11 protein-coding genes and 2 pseudogenes are annotated in these 21,226 nt (G+C 72.9%); 6 read left to right on the top strand and 7 right to left on the bottom strand.

Features of this window, described 5'->3' with window-relative positions; genetic code table 11:
• Positions 1-88: 88 nt before the first annotated feature.
• Both H8R17_RS39830 and H8R17_RS39825 read left to right on the top strand, forming a co-directional pair.
• Positions 89-477: pseudogene (locus H8R17_RS39830) on the top strand (EamA family transporter); the annotation flags it as partial.
• Positions 469-1,096, top strand: a pseudogene (locus H8R17_RS39825) (NAD(P)-dependent oxidoreductase). The pseudogenes H8R17_RS39830 and H8R17_RS39825, both read left to right, overlap by 9 nt.
• Here the strand turns inward: H8R17_RS39825 and H8R17_RS39820 are convergent.
• From H8R17_RS39820 to H8R17_RS39800, 5 genes are all read right to left on the bottom strand, one after another.
• Positions 1,059-1,412 carry a hypothetical protein gene (locus tag H8R17_RS39820; RefSeq protein WP_187828074.1) on the bottom strand — a complete coding sequence of 118 codons (354 nt, stop codon included), beginning with the start codon at positions 1,410-1,412 and terminating at the stop codon, positions 1,059-1,061. The pseudogene H8R17_RS39825 and the gene H8R17_RS39820 sit on opposite strands and share 38 nt — an antisense overlap.
• A gap of 13 nt (positions 1,413-1,425) precedes the next feature.
• Complete coding sequence (locus H8R17_RS39815; protein ID WP_187828073.1) at positions 1,426-2,157, bottom strand: hypothetical protein; 732 nt, start codon at positions 2,155-2,157, stop codon at positions 1,426-1,428.
• A gap of 95 nt (positions 2,158-2,252) precedes the next feature.
• On the bottom strand, positions 2,253-2,723 hold the full coding sequence (locus H8R17_RS39810) for an excalibur calcium-binding domain-containing protein (protein ID WP_187828072.1): 471 nt from the start codon (positions 2,721-2,723) through the stop codon (positions 2,253-2,255).
• Positions 2,724-3,244: 521 nt separating this feature from the next.
• Positions 3,245-5,992, bottom strand: coding sequence for a pyruvate, phosphate dikinase (ppdK, locus tag H8R17_RS39805; protein WP_187828071.1), 2,748 nt, complete (start codon positions 5,990-5,992; stop codon positions 3,245-3,247).
• Between the two features lie 404 nt (positions 5,993-6,396).
• The gene (locus tag H8R17_RS39800) at positions 6,397-7,623 is read right to left on the bottom strand and encodes an ROK family protein (RefSeq protein WP_187828070.1); all 1,227 of its coding nucleotides are present in this window, start codon (positions 7,621-7,623) and stop codon (positions 6,397-6,399) included.
• Positions 7,624-7,743: 120 nt separating this feature from the next.
• On the opposite strand from H8R17_RS39800, the gene H8R17_RS39795 reads away from it, so the two are divergent.
• From H8R17_RS39795 to H8R17_RS39785, 3 genes are all read left to right on the top strand, one after another.
• Positions 7,744-9,255 carry an MGH1-like glycoside hydrolase domain-containing protein gene (locus tag H8R17_RS39795; RefSeq protein ID WP_316959677.1) on the top strand — a complete coding sequence of 504 codons (1,512 nt, stop codon included), beginning with the start codon at positions 7,744-7,746 and terminating at the stop codon, positions 9,253-9,255.
• Complete coding sequence (locus H8R17_RS39790) at positions 9,252-11,192, top strand: glycogen debranching N-terminal domain-containing protein (protein ID WP_187828069.1); 1,941 nt, start codon at positions 9,252-9,254, stop codon at positions 11,190-11,192. Before H8R17_RS39795 ends, H8R17_RS39790 begins: the two co-directional genes overlap by 4 nt.
• A gap of 518 nt (positions 11,193-11,710) precedes the next feature.
• Positions 11,711-13,675, top strand: a complete 1,965-nt coding sequence (locus H8R17_RS39785; RefSeq protein ID WP_262505877.1) for a CDP-alcohol phosphatidyltransferase — start codon at positions 11,711-11,713, stop codon at positions 13,673-13,675.
• 88 nt (positions 13,676-13,763) lie between these two features.
• Here H8R17_RS39785 and dusB read toward each other — a convergent pair whose 3' ends face one another.
• Positions 13,764-14,945, bottom strand: a complete 1,182-nt coding sequence (gene dusB, locus H8R17_RS39780; RefSeq protein ID WP_187828068.1) for a tRNA dihydrouridine synthase DusB — start codon at positions 14,943-14,945, stop codon at positions 13,764-13,766.
• An 81-nt stretch (positions 14,946-15,026) separates the two neighbouring features.
• On the opposite strand from dusB, the gene H8R17_RS39775 reads away from it, so the two are divergent.
• Positions 15,027-16,475 (top strand): MFS transporter, encoded by a 1,449-nt coding sequence (locus H8R17_RS39775; protein WP_187828067.1) that lies wholly within the window; start codon positions 15,027-15,029, stop codon positions 16,473-16,475.
• Positions 16,476-16,557: 82 nt separating this feature from the next.
• On the opposite strand, the gene H8R17_RS48000 is transcribed toward H8R17_RS39775, so the two are convergent.
• Positions 16,558-21,204, bottom strand: a complete 4,647-nt coding sequence (locus tag H8R17_RS48000) for an HAD-IC family P-type ATPase (RefSeq protein ID WP_262505876.1) — start codon at positions 21,202-21,204, stop codon at positions 16,558-16,560.
• Positions 21,205-21,226 lie beyond the last annotated feature (22 nt).

Below are 21,226 nucleotides of genomic sequence, written 5' to 3'. Positions count from 1 at the left end.
CAGCACCTCCTGGGCGACTACCCGCAGCAGCCGCCGCACACGCGTCCCCTTGGTCCAGATCCGTTTCGACGCGGCAACCTGCCGCGCCGGGGTCGCCGCCACCCTCGGCGCCGCCCAGCCGCGGCTGGTCGCCGGGTTGGCCATCGCGGTGCTCCACGACCGGCCGACGGTCTGGCGGTGGGCCTGGGGTGTGCTCGGCGTGGTCGGCGTCGGGTTCGTCGTGCTGGGGCCGGAGGCACGGCTGGACGCCGTGGGGGTGCTCGCCGGTCTCGGGGTACGGCCGCCATGGCCGTCGGCGTCGCCCTCACCAAGCGCTGGGGCCGTCCCGCGGGGGCCGGTCCCCTGAGCCTGGTCGGCTGGCAACTGACGGCCGGCGGCCTGCTGTTGCTGCCGACCACCCTCGCGGTCGAGGGGGTGCCGCAGCGGATCGAGGCAGGCATGACTGTCGCCGTGCTCGGCGCCACCGGGATGGTCGGCAGCCGCGTGATCGCCGAGGCCGGGAGACGCGGGCACCGGGTGCTTGCCCTGTCCCGGAAGCCCGCGAGTGAGGACGCGTACGTGACGCCGGTCGCGGTCGATGCGAGCGACCCCTCCGCGATACGCGAGGCGCTTTCACAAGGTGGCGCGAACGCCGTCGTGGTGGCCGTGCGGACCATGCCGGTCGACCAGGAGTTCCTGGTCGGTGCCACCCGTGCGGTTCTGGATGTCGCCGCACAGGCGGGGATCCGCGTCCTCGTGGTCGGCGGCGCCGGTGCGTTGCGCAGCCCCGGCGACCGCGAGCTGCTGGTCGCCGACAACCGCGCTTTTGTCCCTGCCGAGTGGAAGACCGTCGCAGCAGCCGGGGTCGCCCAGTTGCGGGCCTGCCAGGCCCACGCCGGTGCAGACTGGGCCTACCTGAGCCCGCCCGCCCTGCTGGAGCCCGGCGAGCGGACCGGTCACTATTCGGCGCGGCACCGACACCCTGCTCACCGGCGCGGGCGGTCAGTCGCGGATCAGCGCCGAGGACCTGGCCGTAGCCGTGGTCGACGAACTCGAAACCCCCGGTCCCGAACGCCACATCACGGTCGTCCACCGTGACGGACCCCCGTCGGCTTGAGGGCGCCCAGGACCCACGGCATGTGTTTTCTGTGGGTGGCGATCAGGACGGGTACGCCGTTGTCCTCGCACTCCAGGACCTGGACGCGGCCTGTGTAGTCGGGGCGCTCGTCGGGGTCCGTCCAGTACGGCGGGCGCACGCGGAGCGGGGTCAGGGTGGGCGGGACCTCCCGGCGGAAGGCGACACCGGTCGGGTCGGGCGTCGAGGCGAGATAGCCGGGGCCGACCAGCAGGAGGCCGCCGCGGCCCGCGTACGGCTTGTCGCCGATGATCGCGCCCGAGAAGCGCCGCTCTGTGCCGGGCACCTTCGGAGTCACGGTGATCGTGTCGTCACCGCGCTGACGCCGCCGCCAGATCAGGGCGGACACCGCGCAGCCGGCCACGACCACCGGCGTGCCCAGGCCGACGAACCGGAACGCCTCGGCGGGGCCGTCGGCGGGCCACGGGGCCAGGGCGCCGAGGGCCGTGAGGCAGAGGGAGCCAATGAGAGGGACGCCGGCCTGCCAGGGGAACGCGTGCACCCGCGCGCCGTGAGAGGCGGGTGTACCAGTACCAGACCCACAGGAGGCCCGCCCCGTAGAAGCCCAGGCCGAGGCCTATGGCGCAGGGGATACGGAAGTCGCCGCGCGGGTCCGCGTTCGTGTAGCGGCGTACGCCGTCGAAGTCGGCGTACCGGATCTGGCCCCGCCAGTACGTGACCTCCACCTGCCGTCCCGGCGTGGCGGCCGGCGCCTCCTGTGCGCTGCCCTGGAAGCGGGTGCGGGTGGACGTGCCGTCCGCCTCCGTGACGTACGCCCAGTACGTGGCGGTCTTCTTGCCCTTCACTCGCTCCGTCCGGTCGATCCGCGCCGATACGGTCCACAGGCAGTCGGCGTCACGGCCGGCGCCGTCCGAGGTGCAGGCGGGCGCCGACCTGAAGTCGTTCTCCCTGTCAAGCGCGACGGGCATGGTGACCAGCAGCTGCCACGCCGCCACCAGCACGCACAGGGAACCGAACACCGCGGCGGCGCGCTGCGCCGAGCGGTGTCGTGGGCGGAGGGCATCCGTCTTCGTCTGGCTCACCCGTGCATTCTGCGTTGCATCGGGCAGGAATGGACACGCGTGACATGTGCATCATTCCTGCCCTGCTTGTTGCCGGGAACCGGCAGTTCAGAGTGTCAGCGGGTGCTGCGGCGTCTGCGGGTGGCAAGGAGCAGGGCACCGCCGGCGGCCAGGACGGCGGTGCCGCCGGCCGCGACGTACAGGGTGGTGTCGTCGCCTCCGGTGGCGGCCAGGTCCGTATCGCTCTGCTCGTCGGCGGCCTGGTCGCCGGAGGCCTGGTCGGAGGCCCCGGACTCGCCGCCACCCCGGCCCTCTTCGGTCGCGGCGCCCGCGCCCTCGTCGTCGGCGCCCTCGTCGTCAGCGGGCTTGAAGCCGGCCGGCGGCTTGTCGCAGCCGATGCCGTCGCCGTCGCGGTCGAGGTGCTTGCCGTAGTGCTCGTCGGTCGCGGGGATGCTGGCCGCCCCGTTCTCGTATGCCTCAGTGCAGTTCTTGAACGGGTGGCTGCCGTGCGCCTCGGCGACGGACGGCAGGGCGGCCAGGGCCAGGGCGGTGACGGCCACGGCGACGGGTTTGCGGATCAGGTTCATGGAGAGCCCCCCGGGTTCGCGTGGTGACGCGAACCCCGTGATCTTGATGGTGCGTCGGTTGGATTTGAGGTGTTGAAGTTAATGCGGGGCTGTCGATGTGTGGGTGATATGGAGGACTCGTGATGCGAACGTGACGTGACTGGAAGGTAGCTCTCCGCTCAGGGGGTCCGTCGGGGTTCGGCCGGTGATCTCGAAGTGGAGCGGCATGGACGCGTGAGGGCGCAAGCGGTCACGTTGTGCCGGTCCGGTCGGCGAAATACGGCAGATTTCGATCGCCGCTGGGTGGAACGGCAGCCTCCGGGCCAGGGTGAGCCGTGGAGCTCGCCCATGCCGGGCAGAACTCCCGTCGGTCGTACGGGAGTTCTCCGGAGGACTCGCTTCCTTCATGTGCGGCATCCGCACAGCTACACGCCGAGGGGCGGCACCTCCGCACAGGTGCCGCCCCTTCTTTCGCGGGCCGGAGCCGTTGCCGGGTCGGTGAGGGTTGTGGAGTGAACCGGCGTGGCTCCGGGGTCGGGTGGTCAGCGGTGGTCGCTGCCCTTCGAGGTGACCGCCGCCCGGCCGGCCTCCAGGCGGGCCACCGGGATGCGGAACGGGGAGCAGGAGACGTAGTCCAGGCCCGCCTCGTGGAAGAAGTGGACGGACTCGGGGTCGCCGCCGTGCTCGCCGCAGACGCCGAGTTTCAGGTCGGGGCGGGTCTCGCGGCCGGCCTTGGCGGCGAGCTTCACCAGGGAGCCGACGCCGTCCTTGTCAATGGTCTCGAAGGGGCTGACGCCGAAGATGCCCTTCTCCAGGTACGCCGTGAAGAAAGAGGCCTCGACGTCGTCGCGGCTGAAGCCCCAGACCGTCTGGGTGAGGTCGTTCGTGCCGAACGAGAAGAACTCGGCGGCCTCGGCGATCTGGCCCGCCGTCAGCGCGGCGCGCGGCAGTTCGATCATCGTGCCGATGGCCAGCTTCAGCTCGGTGCCCGTCGCCGCCTCGACCTCCGCGACGACCTTGTCGGCCTCCTCGCGGACGATCTCCAGCTCCTGGACCGTGCCCACCAGCGGGATCATGATCTCCGCGCGCGGGTCGCCCTTGGCCGCCCTGCGTTCGGCGGCCGCCTCGGCGATCGCCCGTACCTGCATCGTGAACAGCCCTGGGATGACCAGGCCCAGACGGACACCGCGAAGACCGAGCATGGGGTTCTGCTCGTGCAGGCGGTGCACCGCCTGGAGCAGGCGCAGCAGGTTCTCGTGCGGCTCCTGTCGGGACTCCGCCAGGGCGACGCGGACGGACAGCTCGGTGATGTCCGGGAGGAACTCGTGCAGCGGCGGGTCCAGCAGACGGACCGTCACCGGCAGGCCGTCCATCGACTCGAAGAGCTGCACGAAGTCCTGCTTCTGGAGCGGGAGCAGCTGCTTCAGGGACTCCTCGCGTTCGGCCTCGGTGTCCGCCAGAATCAGGCGCTCGACCAGCTCGCGGCGGTCGCCGAGGAACATGTGCTCCGTACGGCACAGGCCGATGCCCTGCGCGCCGAAGCGGCGGGCGCGCAGCGCGTCCTCGGCGTTGTCCGCGTTCGCCCGGACCCGCAGACGGCGCTTGCGGTCCGCGAACGCCATGATCCGGTGCACGGCCTCGACCAGTTCGTCGGCGTCCTCGGCGCCCGCGTGCATCCGGCCCTCGAAGTACTCGACGACCGGGGACGGGACCACCGGGACCTCTCCCAGGTACACCTTGCCCGACGAGCCGTCGATGGAGATCACGTCGCCCTCCTCGACGACATGACCGCCGGGGACCGTCATACGGCGGCGCTTGGTGTCGACCTCCAGGTCCTCCGCGCCACAGACACAGGTCTTGCCCATGCCGCGCGCGACCACGGCCGCGTGGGACGTCTTGCCGCCGCGGGACGTGAGGATGCCCTCCGCCGCGATCATGCCGTCCAGGTCGTCGGGGTTCGTCTCGCGGCGGATCAGGATGACCTTCTCGCCCGAACGCGACCACTTCACCGCCGTGTAAGAGTCGAAGACCGCCTTGCCGACCGCCGCGCCCGGCGAGGCCGCGATGCCCCGGCCGACCTGCTCCACCTTGGCGTCCTCGTCGAAGCGCGGGAACATCAGCTGCGCGAGCTGGGCGCCGTTGACGCGCGTGAGCGCCTCCGCCTCGTCGATCAGGCCCTGGTCCACCAGCTGGGTCGCGATGCGGAAGGCCGCGCCCGCGGTGCGCTTGCCGACGCGGGTCTGGAGCATCCACAGCTGTCCGCGCTCGATGGTGAACTCGATGTCGCAGAGATCCTTGTAGTGGTTCTCCAGCGTCTCCATGATCTGCATCAGCTGGTCGTACGACTTCTTGTCGATCTGTTCCAGCTCCGCGAGCGGGACCGTGTTGCGGATGCCCGCGACCACGTCCTCGCCCTGGGCGTTCTGGAGGTAGTCGCCGTAGACCCCTTGGTGGCCGCTCGCGGGGTCCCTCGTGAAGGCGACACCCGTACCCGAGTCGGGCCCCAGGTTGCCGAAGACCATCGAGCAGACGTTGACCGCCGTGCCCAGGTCGTGCGGGATGCGCTCCTGGCGCCGGTACAGCTTGGCCCGGTCGCCGTTCCAGGAGTCGAAGACCGCGTTGATGGCGAGGTCCATCTGCTCGCGCGGGTTCTGCGGGAAGTCCCGGCCCGCCTCGGCCTTGACGATCTTCTTGAAGCGAGTGACCAGTTTCTTGAGGTCCGCGGCCTCCAACTCCGTGTCGACCTCGACCTTCTTGGCCTCCTTGGCCTTCTCCAGCGCCTCCTCGAAGAGGTCGCCGTCGACGCCGAGGACGGTCTTGCCGAACATCTGGATGAGACGGCGGTAGGAGTCCCAGGCGAAGCGCTCGTCGCCGGCCTGGGCGGCCAGGCCCTGCACCGACTTGTCGGAGAGGCCGATGTTCAGGACGGTGTCCATCATGCCGGGCATGGAGAACTTGGCACCGGATCGCACGGACACCAGCAGCGGATTGTCGGGCTGACCGAGCTTCTTGCCCATCGCCTCTTCGAGGGCCGCGAGGTGCGCACTCACCTCGTCACGCAGTGCCCCGGGCTCCTCCCCGCTCTCCAGGTAGACCTTGCAGGCCTCCGTGGTGATCGTGAAGCCCGGAGGGACCGGAAGGCCCAGATTGGTCATCTCGGCGAGGTTCGCGCCCTTGCCACCAAGGAGGTCCTTGAGGTCCTTGTTGCCCTCGGTGAAGTCGTAGACGAACTTCACACCCTCAACACTCTCGGCCGGAGTGGGTACCTGGGGATCTTTGTTTTCCGACACGGTCTCGACTCCTCGGAGACGCGGTGGCTGCCCTGACGGCGAGGAACATACCCAGATCGAAGGCGCCTGGGTACGTCCACTTGCGCGTCATGTGCCCGTAACCACTCGTCCGCCAGCGGATCGAAAGTCAAAGCGCGGCAAGCGGTCGTCGGCGAATGTTTTCACTTCTTGAACGGATCAACTCCCGCGGAGCGACCCAGCCGCTCACATGAGCAACTTTTGACGCATCTGATTTCGCTCGATGAACGATCAGATGGTGGCACCCAGTGCCACCTTTTGGAGAAGTGCAGCCGCCCAAGATCCGCTCATCTGAGCGCAACCCCTATCAAGGGTGGCGAGAATCACGCTTCCACAAGCGACCGGATTTCACCATGCGGACGGGTACCCAAACCGAAACGTGTCTGTCACACCCCGAGCGCGCGCAGCCGCTCCTCCACCCGCTCCGGCGTGTACAGGTGCTCCACCACCAGCGCCCCGGCCCCGACCAGACCGGCCCGTTCCCCGAGCCGCGAGGTGACGACGTCCAGGTGGGCGGTGGAGCGGGGCAGCGCCCGCTGGTACAGCAGCTCCCGTACGCCGGTCAGGAACGGCGTCCCGGCCAGGTCCCCGGCGATCATCAGCACACCCGGGTTGAGCAGCGTGACGACGGTGGCCAGCACCTCGCCCACATGGCGCCCGGCCTCCCGGGCGAGCGCGGAGGCACCCGGATCCCCGGCCGCCAGCAGGTCCCGTACGTCCGAACCGGACGCGGCCGGCACCCCGCTCTCCGCCAGCCGCCGCGCCACGGCACCGCCGCTCGCGACGGCGGCCAGACAGCCGTACGCCCCGCACCGGCACTGCGCCTGTGCGCCCTCCGGCACCCGTATGTGCCCGATGTCCCCGGCGCCGCCGTCGGTGCCCCGGTAGATCGAGCCGTCCACCACGACGCCGGCGCCGATCCCGGTGGAGACCTTGACCAGAGCGAACGCCGAGCAGTCCGGATACGCCGTGCGCTGTTCGCCGTACGCCATGAGGTTGGCGTCGTTGTCGACGAGCACCGGCACCTCGGCGGTGCCCGTGTGCTCGGTGAAGGCGCGGGCCAGGCGGCCCCTGATGTCGTAACCGTCCCAGCCGGGCATGATCGGCGGCTGGACGACCCGCCCGGTCTCGCTGTCGACCGGGCCGGGTACGGCGAGCCCGATGCCGCAGACCTCGGCGGCCCGGCGTCCGGCCTTCTCCAGCAACTCGGCGAACCAGCGGCCGAGTTCGCCGAGAACCGGCTCCGGGCCGTCCTCGATGACCAGGGTGCCGCTGTGCTCGGCGAGGATCTCGCCGGACAGGGAGAGGACGGCGGCGCGGGCGTGCCGGGTCTCCAGGTCGGCGGCGAGGACGACGGCGTGCTCGTCGTCGAACTCCAGGGTGATGGAGGGGCGTCCGCCCAGCGGGGAGTCCACCGGGCCGCCGGCGCCCTCGCGCAGCCAGCCCGCGCGGAAGAGCCGGTCCAGGCGCTGGCCGACGGTGGCCCGGGAGAGCCCGGTGGCCTGCTGCAGCGCGCCGCGTGTCGTGGCGCGGCCGCTGCGCACCAGTTCGAGCAGATCCCCGGCGCTCGCCTGAGCACCGCCCCTGCCCGTCCTTCCCGTCCGTCCGGTCATGCGCACCCCCTTGTGTTTCCCAACCCTGCATTACATATTGGGTTTTGCGTGTTAAATAGACGTAACCCCACGGTAGCCGCTGCCGAACCGGGCAGCCCTACGTCTTCCGGAGAGCTCCGAGTGGATCGCATGGCCGAACTCACAGCCCGCCCCGCCGAGCGAGAGGTTGTATACGGCCCGCCCGCCGCGGCGCCTTCCCTGCACGTCAGAGCGGCCCGCGTGCTGGAGGCCAACTGGACGGGCGCCTCGACGGTCCCCTCGCGCGGCCTGTATCCGCACCAGTGGTCCTGGGACTCGGCGTTCATCGCGATCGGCCTCAGGCACCTGTCACCGCTACGGGCACAGACGGAGCTGGAGACACTGCTGGCGGCCCAGTGGGCCGACGGGCGGGTCCCGCACATCGTCTTCAACCCCTCCGTCCCCCTCGACGCCTATTTCCCGAGCCCCGACTTCTGGCGCTCCTCGACCGCGGGGCGCGCTGCGGGCGCCCCGCGCACCGTACAGACCTCCGGGATCGTGCAGCCACCGGTGCACGCGCTGGCGGCCTGGCTGGTGCACGAGGCCGACCCGGGCCTGTCGCGGGCGCGCGGCTTCCTCGCCCGGGTGTATCCGCGGCTCGCGGCCTGGCACCGGTATCTGCTGCACCGGCGGGACCTGGGCGGCGGGGGGCTGGCGTCCGTCGTGCACCCCTGGGAACAGGGTATGGACAACAGCCCCTGCTGGGACGCCCCACTGTCCCGCGTGACACCGGCCCCGGCCCGCTCCTTCCGCCGCGCCGACCTCGCCCACGGGGCGCCCGAGGACCGGCCGACGGATCTGGACTACGGGCGGTACGTGCAGCTGGCGACGGACTACCGGGACCGTGGATATGCCGACCCGGCGGGGGAATTCGCGGTGGAGGATCCCTCCTTCAACGCCCTGCTCATCGCTTCCGAGCACGCGCTCGCGCGGATCGCGCACGAGCTGGGGGCGCCCGGCACCGCCCGGCAGGCGCGCGCGGAGCGTCTGACGCGGGCGATGCTCGACCGGCTGTGGGATCCGGCGGAGGGCATGTTCTTCTGCCGCGACCTGCGCGACGGGGTGCTGATCCGCGAGCGGAGCGTCTCCGGGCTGATCCCGCTGCTGCTGCCCGCGCTGCCGCGCGACATCGCCGCCGCCCTGGTCCGCACGGTGCGCGGGCCGCACTTCGGCCTCGGCGGCACCACCCGCCTCGTGCCGAGCCACGACCTCCTCGGCGAGTCCTTCGACCCGCACCGCTACTGGCGGGGCCCGGCCTGGTTCAACACCAGCTGGCTGCTGGAGCGCGGCCTCCGGCTGCACGGTGAGCAGGGCCGGGCCGACGCCCTGCGCAAGGCGGTCCTGCACACCGCCGGCGCCACCGGCTTCGCGGAGTACGTCGATCCGTACACGGGCGAGGCCTGCGGCGCGGCCGACTTCGCCTGGACCGCTGCACTCACGCTCGATCTGCTGCACGACCAGCCCGCACTGCACAAGAGCACGCGCGTCACGGAACTCGCGGATGTCACGGATGTCACGGACGTCACGGAGGTCACGGACGTCACGGACGTCACGGACGTCACGGACGTCACGGCGTTCAGGAGCACGGCACTCCAGGGAGGGGACCGGGGATGACGGACCGGCAGCATCTGCTCGTGTACGGCGGGACGTTCGCCGCCGTGGGCGACGGCGGAGACATCAGCGGCGTCCGGGGCGGCGGCTCCCCCGACGGACTGTTCGTGCGCGACGCCCGGCACCTGAGCCGGTGGCAGCTCACCGTCGACGGGGCCGTGCCGGAGGCGCTGACGCCGGTGGCCGACGGGGACGTGGCGCGCTGTGTGCTCGTGCCGCGCGGCGGGCGCGACGAGCCGCCCGCGTGCACGCTGTTCCGTGCACAGGCCGTGGGCGAGGGCTCGTTCGTGGAGTCACTGCGCGTGACCAGCAACCGGCCGGTGCCCACCACGGTCCGCCTCGCCATCACCGCGGACGCCGACTTCACCGACCAGTTCGAGCTGCGCCCCGACCACCGCACGTACGCCAAGACCGGCGCCGTACGTTCCCGCCAAGTCCTCGACCATGGGCTGGAGTTCGGCTACCGGCGCGGTGAGTGGCGGTCCTGTACGACCGTCACGGCCGACCCCGTGCCGGACGCCGTGGAGGAGACCGGCACCGGCGCCCGCCGCCTGGTGTGGAGCCTGGACCTCGAACCGCACGGCACGACCGAGCTGATCGTGCGCGTGATGGCCCGCCCGCACGGCGAGAAGCGGGCACTGCGCGTGCCGCGCTCCCCGGCCGCCGTGGGTCAGCAACTGCTCGCCAGAGATAGCGAGTTCATGGAGGGCGTGGTGGCCTTCCCGAGCGGCTGGCCGGAACTGGCGGCGGCGTGTGCCCGGGGCCTGGCCGACCTCGCCGCGCTCCAGGTCCCGGCGACCGGGCCGGACGGCGAGGATCTGCGCGTCCCGGCGGCCGGCGCTCCGTGGTTCCTCACCCTGCTCGGCCGGGACGCGTTACTGACCTCCCTGTTCGCCCTCCCCTACCGCCCGCACCTGGCCGCCGCCACGCTGCCCGCGCTCGCCGCGACCCAGGCCACGGAGACCGGCCCGGGCGCGGTGGCCCAGCCCGGCAAGATCGTGCACGAGGTGCGGCACGGCGAACTCGCCCACTTCGGGCAGGTGCCGTACGGCCGCTACTACGGCTCGGTCGACGCCACGCCCCTCTTCCTGGTCCTCCTGGGTGCGTACGTCGAGCAGACCGGCGACGCGGCCCTGGCCCGCCGGCTGGAGTCCCACGCCCGTGCGGCGATCGCCTGGATGCTGGACCACGGCGGCCTCACCTCCCGCGGCTACCTCGTCCACCGCGCCGACCGGGGCGGCCTCGCCAACCAGAGCTGGAAGGACTCCCCCGGCGCGATCTGCTCGGCCGAGGGCACGCGGCCCACGGGACCGGTGATGGCGGCGGGCGCGCAGGGCTACGCGTACGACGCGCTGCGCCGCACGGCGTGGCTCGCGCGCGCGGTGTGGGGCGACGAGACGTACGGGGCGCTGCTGGAGCAGGCGGCCGGTGATCTGCGGGACCGTTTCCAGCGGGACTTCTGGATGCCGGAGCACTCCTTCCCGGCGCTGGCCCTGGACGGTGACGGTCAGCAGGTGGACGCGCTGGCATCGGACGCCGGGCATCTCCTCTGGTCCGGCCTGCTTGACAAGGAGTACGGCGAACTGGTCGGCCGCCGCCTCCTGGAACCGGACTTCTTCTCGGGCTGGGGCGTACGCACGCTGGCGGCGGGCCAACCGGCCTACCACCCGCTCTCCTACCACCGGGGCTCGGTCTGGCCCCACGACAACGCGCTGATCACCCTGGGCCTGGCCCGCTACGGCCTGCACGACGAGGCGCGCGAGGTCGCGAACGGCCTGGTCGAGGCGGCGACCGCGACCGGCAACCGGCTCCCGGAGGTCCTCGCCGGGTACGTCCGCGACAGCCACCCGGCGCCGGTCCCGTACCCCCACGCGTGCGTCCGCGAATCCCGCTCAGCCGCCGCCCCATTGGCGCTGCTCACAGCGGTCGGCGGCGCCTAGCCGGCCAGTTGGCCGGACGTTTGCCGGGTGTTTGCCGAGCGCTGGCCCAGCAGGCTGAACAGGCGAGATGGACACCCCGTACGAGATTGCGGCGGACCCGTATCCCCCACGCCGGGTCCGCCGCCTCACCGGGTTTCGTACGGAAGGACCTCCGGGTGCCTGTCTTCACACGCCGCCGGCCACCGCAGCCGCCCACCGACACGTCCGAGCCGACCGGCATATCGGGGGACGAGGAGAGGGCGAACACCGAAGCCGTCGCCGGGGCCGGGGCCGAGTCGACCGGCTCAGCGGAGGGCGAGAAGAGGGCGAGCACCGAAGACGGGACCGAGGCCGAGGAGCCGACGCCCGGCGCCGAAGCGGCAGCGGCAGCGGCAGCGGAGGAGAGGACGCCCGCGTCCGAAGCCGGGGCCGAGCCGCAGCCGGAAACCGAGCACAGGTCTGAGGCCAATCTCGAAACCGGGGCCGAGGCCAAGGTCGGGGTCGACCCCAGGGCCGGGGCCGAGCCGGATGCCGGGCGCATGCCCGAGACCAAGCCCGAAACCCGTCCCGAGGTCGAGCCCAGGACCCAGGCCCGGGCCACACCCGTACCCACGGCCGAGGCGGAGGCCGGCGTCGGTGCCGAGGTCGCAGGCGAAGCCGAGCCCGTACCCCCGGCCGACGCCGAGGTGGAAGGCACAGCAGCCGAGATTCACGGCGAAACCAAGGCCCACGCCGAGCCCACACCCCCCACCGACACCGCGGTCGAAGGCACAGCAGCCGAGATTCACGGCGCAGCCGGAGTGATCGCCGCCCCGCGTCCCATCCTCAGATCCCGCATCGCGCGCCGGCTCGCCCGGCGCGACCGGCACCCCGTCGCCTCCCGTGGCCTCCGCTGGGCGACCACCGCCCTCGCCGCCGCTCTCGTGCTCGGCACGCTGCTCCTCCCCAACACCCTTCCCGCCCTGGAGCCCAACCGGTTCACGCGGATCCCGGCGGAGGCGATCATCGGGGCCGTCGTGATGCTCGGGCTGCCGCGGTGGCCGCGGCTCGTGGCGGCCGTGCTGTACGGGGTCGGGCTCGGTGCGCTGACCGTCGTGAACCTCCTCGACATGGGGTTCAACGAATACCTCGGCCGTGGCTTCAACGCCGCGCTGGACTGGGACCTGCTGCCCGACGCCCAGTCGTACGTCGCGGACACGATGGGCGGGGCGTTCGCGACCGGCGCCGCCGTCGGTGTCGTGGTGCTCGTCCTGCTCCTGATGGCCGTCATGGTCTGGGCGACCATCCGGCTCAGCGAGTTGCTGGTCCGGTACCGGTCCCGCGCGAGCCGCGGCGCGCTCGTCGCCGGCACCGTCTGGATCACCTGCACGGCCCTCGGCCTGACCCTCTTCGGCTCGCCGATCGCCTCCGACCGCGCCGCCGGTGCCCTCAAGGTCCACGCGCAGCGGACGGTGGACTCCCTCCGGGACGAGGCGGCGTTCGCGCAGCAGGCCAAGGCCGACAGCTTCGGCAACACCCCCGGCGACCAGCTGCTGCCCGACCTGCGCGGCAAGGACGTCATCTTCACGTTCATCGAGAGCTACGGCCGCAGCGCCACCGAGGACCCGGTCATCGCACCGGGCGTCAACAAGACCCTCGACGTGAGCACGAAGGCCCTCGCCGAGGCCGGCTTCCACGCCCGGAGCGGCTGGCTGACCTCGGCGACCTACGGCGGCAGCAGCTGGCTCGGCCACTCCACGACGATGTCCGGCCTGTGGATCGACAACCAGCGCCGCTACCGCACCGTCACCGCGGGCGACCACCTCACCCTCACCAAGGCCTTCTCGAAGACCGGCGCCTGGGACACGGTCGGCGTCATGCCGGGCGTGCAGAAGGGCTGGCCGGAGGAGAAGTGGTACGGCCTGGACAAGCTGTACGACTCCCGCGACCTGGGCTACCAGGGGCCAAAGTTCAGCTGGTCCACCATGCCGGACCAGTACGCCCTGGAGCAGTTCCAGCAGCGGGTGCACGGCATGGAGCGCGACAAGCCGCTGATGTCGTTCGTCATCCTGACCTCCAGCCACCAGCCCTGGGCACCGCTCCCGAAGATGGTCGACTGGGATCAGCTGGGCGACGGCTCGGTCTTCGACGCCATCCAGCAGGCCGGCAACAAGGCCGCCGACATCATCACCGACACCACCAGGTCCCGGCAGGAGTACGGCAAGTCCATCGAGTACTCGGTCACCAGCCTGACCCAGTGGATGGAGCGCTACGGCACCGACGACACCGTCCTGGTCTTCCTCGGCGACCACCAGCCCATCGCGCGGGTCAGCGGCGACAACGCCAGCCGCGACGTACCGATCTCGGTAGTCGCCAAGGACCCCAAGGTCCTCGAGAAGATCGCCGACTGGAACTGGACGGACGGGCTGAAGCCCGCCAAGGACGCCCCGGTGTGGCGGATGGACTCCTTCCGGGACCGCTTCCTGACGGCGTTCGGGTCGACCCCGCACCCGTCCAAGGGCTGACGGATCCCGGGGTCTGGGGCGGAGCCCCAGGGGCGGTCACGTCCTGGCCGACCGAGTCGGGTGGGCGGGTGGGTGGGCAAAGCCCTGTTCAGCCGCCGGAGGTATCCAGTTCCGCGTCCTCGCCGACCCCCGCACAGTCGTACGGGTCCTTCAGCCAGCCGTCCGGCAGCACCACCCGGTTGTTGCCGGACGTACGGCCGCGGGGCCCGTCGGCGCCGGACGGCCACGGCTGGTCGAGGTCCAGCTCGTCCAGCCCGGCCCGTAGCTCCGCCAGGGACGAGGTGATCGCCAGCCGTTTGCGCATCTCGGAGCCGACCGCGAAGCCCTTCAGGTACCAGGCGACGTGCTTGCGGAAGTCGATCACGCCCCGCGACTCGTCCCCGATCCACTCGCCGAGCAGCGTGGCGTGCCGGACCATGACGTCGGCGACCTCCCGGAGGACCGGCCGCGCGAAGTCCTGAGGGCGCCCCTCGAACGCCGCCACCAGATCCGCGAACAGCCACGGCCGCCCCAGGCACCCGCGCCCGACCACGACCCCGTTGCACCCGGTCTCCCGCACCATCCGCAGCGCGTCCTGCGCCGACCAGATGTCGCCGTTGCCGAGCACCGGAATCTCCGGCACGTGCTCCTTCAGCCGGGCGATGGCGTCCCAGTCGGCCGTGCCGCCGTAATGCTGGGCGGCCGTACGGCCGTGCAGGGCGATCGCGGTGACGCCCTCCTCGACGGCGATCCGCCCGGCGTCCAGGTACGTCATGTGGTCGTCGTCGATGCCCTTGCGCATCTTCATCGTCACGGGCAGGTCCCCGGCCCCGCTGACGGCCTCCCTGAGGATCGCCCGCAGCAGGTTCCGCTTGAAGGGAAGGGCCGAACCTCCGCCCTTCCTCGTCACCTTCGGCACCGGGCAGCCGAAGTTCAGGTCGATGTGGTCGGCGAGGTCCTCCTCCGCGATCATGCGGACGGCCTTGCCGACGGTCACCGGGTCCACGCCGTACAGCTGGATCGAACGCGGCCGCTCGCTCGCGTCGAAGGTGACCAACTGCATGGTCTTCTCGTTGCGCTCGACCAGCGCCCGGGTCGTGATCATCTCGCTCACGAACAGTCCCTTGCCCCCGCTGGCTCCATCCTTTGATTCGCCTCCGGCGAAGTGCCTGCACAGCGTGCGGAAGGGCGCGTTGGTGATCCCGGCCATGGGGGCCAGGACGACGGGCGGCCGAACCGTGTGCGGGCCGATCTGGAGCATGGGGGTCACCGGGGTCGTGGGCGTGGACATGGGCCCATTGTCGCGTACGAGGCGGGGCCCCGCGCAAGGTCATTAGTTAGGCACACTACCGAAACGGGGTACCCTGCCCCCATGCCCGATCTCAGCTCCCGCCGGCGCATGCTGGTGCTTGCGATCTGCTGCATGAGCCTGCTGATCGTGAGCCTCGACAACACCGTCCTGAACGTCGCCCTGCCCTCGATGCAGCGCGACCTGCACGCGAGCACGTCGGGTCTCCAGTGGACCATCGACGCCTACACGCTGGTGCTGGCCTCGCTGCTGATGCTCGCGGGCTCCACGGCCGACCGGATCGGCCGCAAACGCGTCTTCATGGCCGGCCTGGTCGTGTTCACGATCGGCTCGCTGCTATGCTCCCTCGCGCCGAACCTGGAGTCGCTGGTCGCGTTCCGCATGGTGCAGGCGGTCGGCGGTTCGATGCTCAATCCGGTCGCCATGTCGATCATCACCAACACCTTCACCGAGCCGCGCGAGCGCGCCCGCGCGATCGGGGTGTGGGGCGCGGTCGTGGGCATCTCCATGGCCGCCGGTCCGCTGGTCGGCGGCCTGCTGGTGGAGTCGGTCGGCTGGCGCGCGATCTTCTGGATCAACCTGCCGGTGGGCCTCACCGCGCTGCTGCTCACCCTGCGGTACGTCCCCGAGTCCCGCGCGCCCAGGGCCCGCCGCCCCGACCCGGTCGGCCAGCTCCTGGTGATCGCCCTGTTCGGCTCCCTGACGTACGCGATCATCGAGGCGCCGCAAGTCGCGTTCGCGGCGGTCCTGCCGTTCGTACTGGTGGCCGTGGTGGCCCTGGCGGGCCTGCTCCGCTACGAGCCACGCCGCGACGAACCCCTGATCGACCTGCGGTTCTTCCGGTCGGCGCCGTTCAGCGGGGCGACCGTGATAGCGATCAGCGCGTTCGCCGCGCTGGGCGGGTTCCTGTTCCTGTCGACGCTGTACCTGCAGAACGTGCGCGGCCTGGACGCCCTGCACGCGGGCCTGTGGATGCTTCCGATGGCGGCGCCGACGTTCCTGTGCGCGCCGCTGTCCGGCCGTCTGGTCGGCAGCCGGGGCCCGCGGCTGTCGCTGCTGGTCGCGGGCTGCGCGATCACGGCGAGCGGGGTGCTGTTCGCCGCCTTCGAGGCCGAGACGTCCAATGTCACCCGCTTCCTCGGGTACGTCCTGTTCGGCGTCGGCTTCGGCTTCGTCAACGCGCCCATCACCAACACCGCCGTCTCCGGCATGCCCCGCGCCCAGGCCGGCGTCGCCGCCGCCGTCGCCTCCACCAGCCGCCAGCTGGGCCAGACCCTCGGCGTCGCGGTGGTCGGCGCGGTGCTGGCCTCGGGCCTGGGTGCGGCGTCGTACCGGGAGGGGTTCGTCTCCGCCGCCCGGCCCGGCTGGTGGATCCTCACCGCCTGCGGACTCGCCGTCCTGGTCGTCGGCGCGGTGACCAGCGGCCGCTGGGCCCGCAGCACCGCCGTACGGACGGCCGAGCAGCTGGAGGCGGCGGAGGTGAAGGAGGCGGCGGGGGTCGTCGGAGGCTGAGGCCCGGCCGGTCGGCGGCCCGGCGGCGGTGGGCCTCAGCGGTTGAGTCCCGGCAGCACCCCCGCGGTCTCCGGCCACCGCTTCATGACCGCGTCCTCGGCAGCGCCCGTTGGCCCGCAAGCGCCAGGGCGATCGCCGCGGCCACGCCCGCCCAGGCGAACGGGCCCAGGGGTGTGCAGCCGAAGGCCTGGCTGGCGCCCGGAGTCTGCACCAGGGCGATCAGCGCGGCGGCGGAGCCCAGGACCGTGAGGCGGACCAGGGGGCTCCCGCGGCGGTCGGCGAGCGTCTGCGCGAGCTGAGCGCCGACCACGGCACACAGCGCCATCGTCGTCGAGCGGCGGGCCGTGCCCGGTGTGAACCGGCCGAACAGCCAGGCCGCCGTCGCGCCGAGGCAGGTGGTCAGCGCCCGGTGCCGGATCTGGCGGATGAGGGGCTCGCCCAGGACGGCCGTACCCAGCGGTTCCTCCGTACCGTTCGCCGCCCCGGCCTCCCCTTCGTCATCCTCCTCAGCCTGCTGCGCGTCCTTCGGCGTCACCGCCACCGCCATCGCCGGGAACAGGTCCGTGAACAGGTTGACCAGCAGCATCTGACGGGTCGACAGGGGCGCGGACCCCGACAGTACGGTGCCGACGATGCCGAAGCTCACCTCGCCCGCGTTGCCGCCGATCAGGATGGCGATGGCGTCGGCGACGCTGTGCCACAGGGACCGGCCCTCCCGGACGGCCTCGGTGAGGACGAGCAGGTCGTCGCCGGTGACGACCAGGTCGGCGGCGTTGCGGGCGGCGGCCGAGCCGCGGGCGCTGACGCCGACGCCGATGTCGGCGGCGCGGATGGCCGCGGCGTCGTTGGCGCCGTCGCCGACCATGCCGACCACCCGGCCGGCGTCCCGCAGGGACTCGACGACCTGGAGTTTCTGCTCGGGCGCGACCCGGGCCACCACGTCGGCGTCGCGCAGCATGCGCGAGCGTGCCGACCGGTCGGCGGCGGCGAGTTCGTCGCCGGTGACCACGACCACGTCCTCGGGCCAGCCCAGGTCCATGGCGATGGCGCGCGCGGTCTGCGGATGGTCGCCGGTCAGCACGACCGGCCGTACGCCCGCCTCGCGCAGCCCGCGCACCAGGGCCGGGGAGGTCTCGCGCGGCGCGTCGGCCAGCGCCAGCAGTCCGGTGAACTCCAGCTCCTCCAGCGGCCGTTCGAGGGCGTCGGCGGCCGTCTCGGCCGGCGCGAGGGGGCGCTGCGCGACCGCGATGATGCGCAGTCCGTCACGGGCCAGCGCCTGCGCCGCCCGGGAGGCGTGGCCGGGCAGACCGGAGCAGGCCGGCAGCACGGTCTCCGGGGCGCCCTTGGCCACGAGGACCGGCGAGCCGTCCGCATCGCGGCCGACGGCGGCGGCATAGCCGCGCACGGTCTCGAACGGCAGCCCCTCCTCCTGCGTCCACCCCGGGTCGAGCCCGGCGGCGTCGAGGATCGCCTCGTCGGTGGCGTGGGTCGGACGGGCGGAGTCGCCGTCGAGGCGGGGGCAGGCGCGAGCGGCGACACGTACGACGTCGTCACTTCCGGCCTCGACGCGGCCCGGCTCCTTGCCGCCGCCCCGCTCGGCACCGCCTGGCGCCTTGCCGTCCGGCTCGACGCCGCCCGACTCGGTGCCGCCCGACTCGGTAGCGCCCACCTCGACGCCACCCGACTTGGTACCACCCGGCTCCGCGCTGCCCGACTCAGCACCACCCGATTCGACACCGCCCGCCTCGCTAACGGCCGACTCGACGCCGACCCGCTCGACAGCGGCCGACTCGACGCCGCGCGACTCGGCCCCGCCCACCTCATGGCCGCCCGCCCCGGCGCTGCCCCGCCCGGTGCCACCCGGCTCCCCCGGTTTCCGCACCGTGCCGTCCGCGTCGGCCACCCGGACCAGGCGCAGGCGGTTCTCGGTGAGGGTGCCGGTCTTGTCGAAGCAGATGGCATCCATGCGGCCCAGCGCCTCCAGCGTGCGCGGGGTGCGGACGAGGACACCGTGGCGGCCGAGCCGGCGGGCCGCCGCCAGCTGCGCCACCGTCGCCACCAGCGGCAGCCCCTCGGGTACGGCGGCCACCGCCACCGCCACGCCACCGCTCACCGCCTGCCGCACGGGCGCGCCGCGCAGCAGCGACAGGCCGGTCACCGCAGCCCCGCCCGCCAGCGTCAACGGCAGTGCCTTGCGGGTGAGTTCCTGCAGCCTGGCCTGGACGCCGGCGGCCGCCGGGGTGCGCGCGGCGAGGGAGACGGCCCGGGCTGCCTCGGTGTGCTCGCCGGTGTCGACGACGACGGCGCGGGCGCGTCCGGCCACCACGGTCGTGCCCTCGAAGACCATGCAGTGCCGCTCGGGCACGGGCGCGGACGGCGTGGGGTCCATGCACTTGTCCACCGGCAGGGACTCGCCGGTCAGCGCGGACTCGTCCACTTCCAGGCCGTCCTCCCACAGCAGCCGGGCGTCGGCGGGTACGACGTCGTCGGCGTTCAGTTCGATGATGTCGCCGGGGTGGAGTTTCGCGGCGTCCACGACGTGCGCCCCGGCCGGCGCCTCCGGCGACTCCTCGTCGGCGACCCGCGCCTTCTGCTTCTGCCCCGCGAGCAGTCCGGCCAGCGCCTTCTCGGCACGCAGCCGTTGGACGCCGCCGACCAGGGCGTTCAGGTCGAGCGCGCCGACGACCAGCAGGGCGTCGACCGCGGAGCCGAGGATCGCCTCGGCGGCCGACCCGACCGCCAGCACCGGCGTGAGTGGATCGTCCAGCTCGCCGCGTACGGCCCGCGCCAGCCGCAGCGACCACAGCGCCGGGGCCAGCGGGGGCAGCCGGCCGGCCCGGTCGGCCAGCGCGCGCAGCCGGGCGGTGACCTCCTCGGTGGCACTGGGCTCCGGTTCGTGTTCGTGCTCGTACTCCAGCCGTTCGCGTACACCCTCGGGGTCCAGCTCGTGCCAGGCCACCCGCGGCCGGGGATGCGGGGGGCGGGCCACCGCCACGCCGAGCGCCGCGCTCACCCCGGCCAGCAGGGCCGCCGCCGCGCTCGCGTCGACGGGCGCATGCCGCAGCCCCGGCAGCACCGAAGCCCGGTTCTGCCGCTCGCCGATGGCCACGAGCAGCCCGGACAGCGCGGCCCCGGACCGGGCCAGCGTCTGCGACCGCCGCCCGACGACACGGGCCACCGGCACCGCCCGCAACAGCCGCCACACATCGGGCAGCCCGTTCGGAGCGAGCACATCCGCACCCCAGGCCACGGTACAACTCCCGTCGGCGAGCGCCACGGCCACGTCACCGCCGAGCAGCCCGGCCAGCACCTCGCCGTCAACGCCGGACATCCGAGCCGACACCGCACCGTCAACACCGGACGACCGGGCCGATACCGCGCCGTTGTCGCCGGACGCCCCGTCCGGCACGTCGCCGTCAGCACCGCGCGCCCCGGCCAGCCCCTCGCCATCACCACCGGCCGATCCGCCCAGCGCCGCGCCATCACGACCGCGTGGCCCGTCCAGCACCGCACCGCCACCACCGAACACCCCGTCCGGCCCCGCTCCGTCACCACCCGCCCCGGGCCGGACCACCGTGATAACCCCGCCCTCGTCCCGCAGTTCCCGCACCACCTCGCTCAACGGCCGCCCCGCAGGCACCACTTGGTCCGCGAGGCCGCTGAAGTCGGCCAGGGCCGGGTCCTCCACCATGACGACGCGCAGGCCTGCGCGGCGGGCCGCGTCGAGGACGGGCTCGGCCCAGGGGTCGGCGCCCGCGCCCGGGGTGCGCAGTGCGCTGGGGTGCAGGACGACCGTGCCGGCCATCTCCAGTTGCCGCAGCCGGTTCGGGTCCCGCACCAGCACCCCGGTGCGGGACAGCGCGCCGCTGAGGGCGGCGTGGAAGGCGGCGGGCCCGTACCGGGCGGCCTTGGGCGAACCGGCGAGCACCGCCTCCGCCGCCTCGGCGACGTCGTGCTTGACGAGCAGCGTCGCCGCCGCGCCCAGGACGCTGCCGGCCGAGGCGTGGGCGGCGTACTCCTGCGCCGGAGACGTCCGCAGCGGCGGGCGCCGGGACGGATCCGCCGGCAGGCTGTCCCGGCCCGGCGCGCACAGCTGGTCGTGGACCGTCTCGAACGTGGCCGTCCGGACCACCGCCTCCGCCAGCTGACAGCACCGCAGCGCCCCGTCGAGCACCAGCGAGGTCGGGCTCTGGCCCGCGCCGTGCACGGCCGCGTTGGCAAGGGCCAGCGTCAGGTCCATCCGGGCGTTGCCGAGCCGGGCGCGCAGCCACCGCCGGAACGCCGGGTTCTCGCGCAGCATCGTCGCCACGGCGGTCACCAGCCGGGGCGAGGCCGGCAGCCGCAGCGCCGACCCGGTCACCGCGGCGGCGACACCCACCACGTCGGCCGCGAGTGCCCCCGCCGCGGTACGCACCGACGCCGGGTCACCCGGGTGCCCCAGTCCCTCCACCACTTCGTCCGCCCGGGCCAGCCCGTGCCGTTCGGCGAGCGCGGTCGCCCGCTCCACCACCGCGTCGGCGGCCGCCTCCGTGCTCGCGGTCACCACCAGCCGCGACAGTCCGCTGTCCCAGTACGCGAGCGCCACGTCCGGATGCTGGGCCAGCGCCGCCGCCACGCGCCGCGCCGCCTGCTCCGTACCGCCCGCCCGCCGCACCCGCTCGGCCACGGCCGGGCGCAGCGCCAGGTGGGCCCGCGCCCCGGCCCGCCAGTCGCTCGTGCCTCCGGGCAGCGCCGCGCGGGCGACCCGCGCC

This window comes from Streptomyces sp. TRM68367 (assembly GCF_014495685.1).
Lineage (GTDB): Bacteria > Actinomycetota > Actinomycetes > Streptomycetales > Streptomycetaceae > Streptomyces.
Note: the sequence above shows the minus strand (reverse complement) of the source record. Positions and strands in the feature narration are given on the sequence as shown.

Excerpts from the sequence above, each read along its gene's own strand:
- H8R17_RS39810 (WP_187828072.1), bottom strand. The coding sequence starts at position 2,723 with ATGAACCTGATCCGCAAACCCGTCGCCGTGGCCGTCACCGCCCTGGCC.
- H8R17_RS39800 (WP_187828070.1), bottom strand. The coding sequence starts at position 7,623 with ATGACCGGACGGACGGGAAGGACGGGCAGGGGCGGTGCTCAGGCGAGC.
- H8R17_RS39790 (WP_187828069.1), top strand. The coding sequence starts at position 9,252 with ATGACGGACCGGCAGCATCTGCTCGTGTACGGCGGGACGTTCGCCGCC.
- H8R17_RS39785 (WP_262505877.1), top strand. The coding sequence starts at position 11,711 with ATGCCCGAGACCAAGCCCGAAACCCGTCCCGAGGTCGAGCCCAGGACC.
- dusB (WP_187828068.1), bottom strand. The coding sequence starts at position 14,945 with ATGTCCACGCCCACGACCCCGGTGACCCCCATGCTCCAGATCGGCCCG.
- H8R17_RS39775 (WP_187828067.1), top strand. The coding sequence starts at position 15,027 with ATGCCCGATCTCAGCTCCCGCCGGCGCATGCTGGTGCTTGCGATCTGC.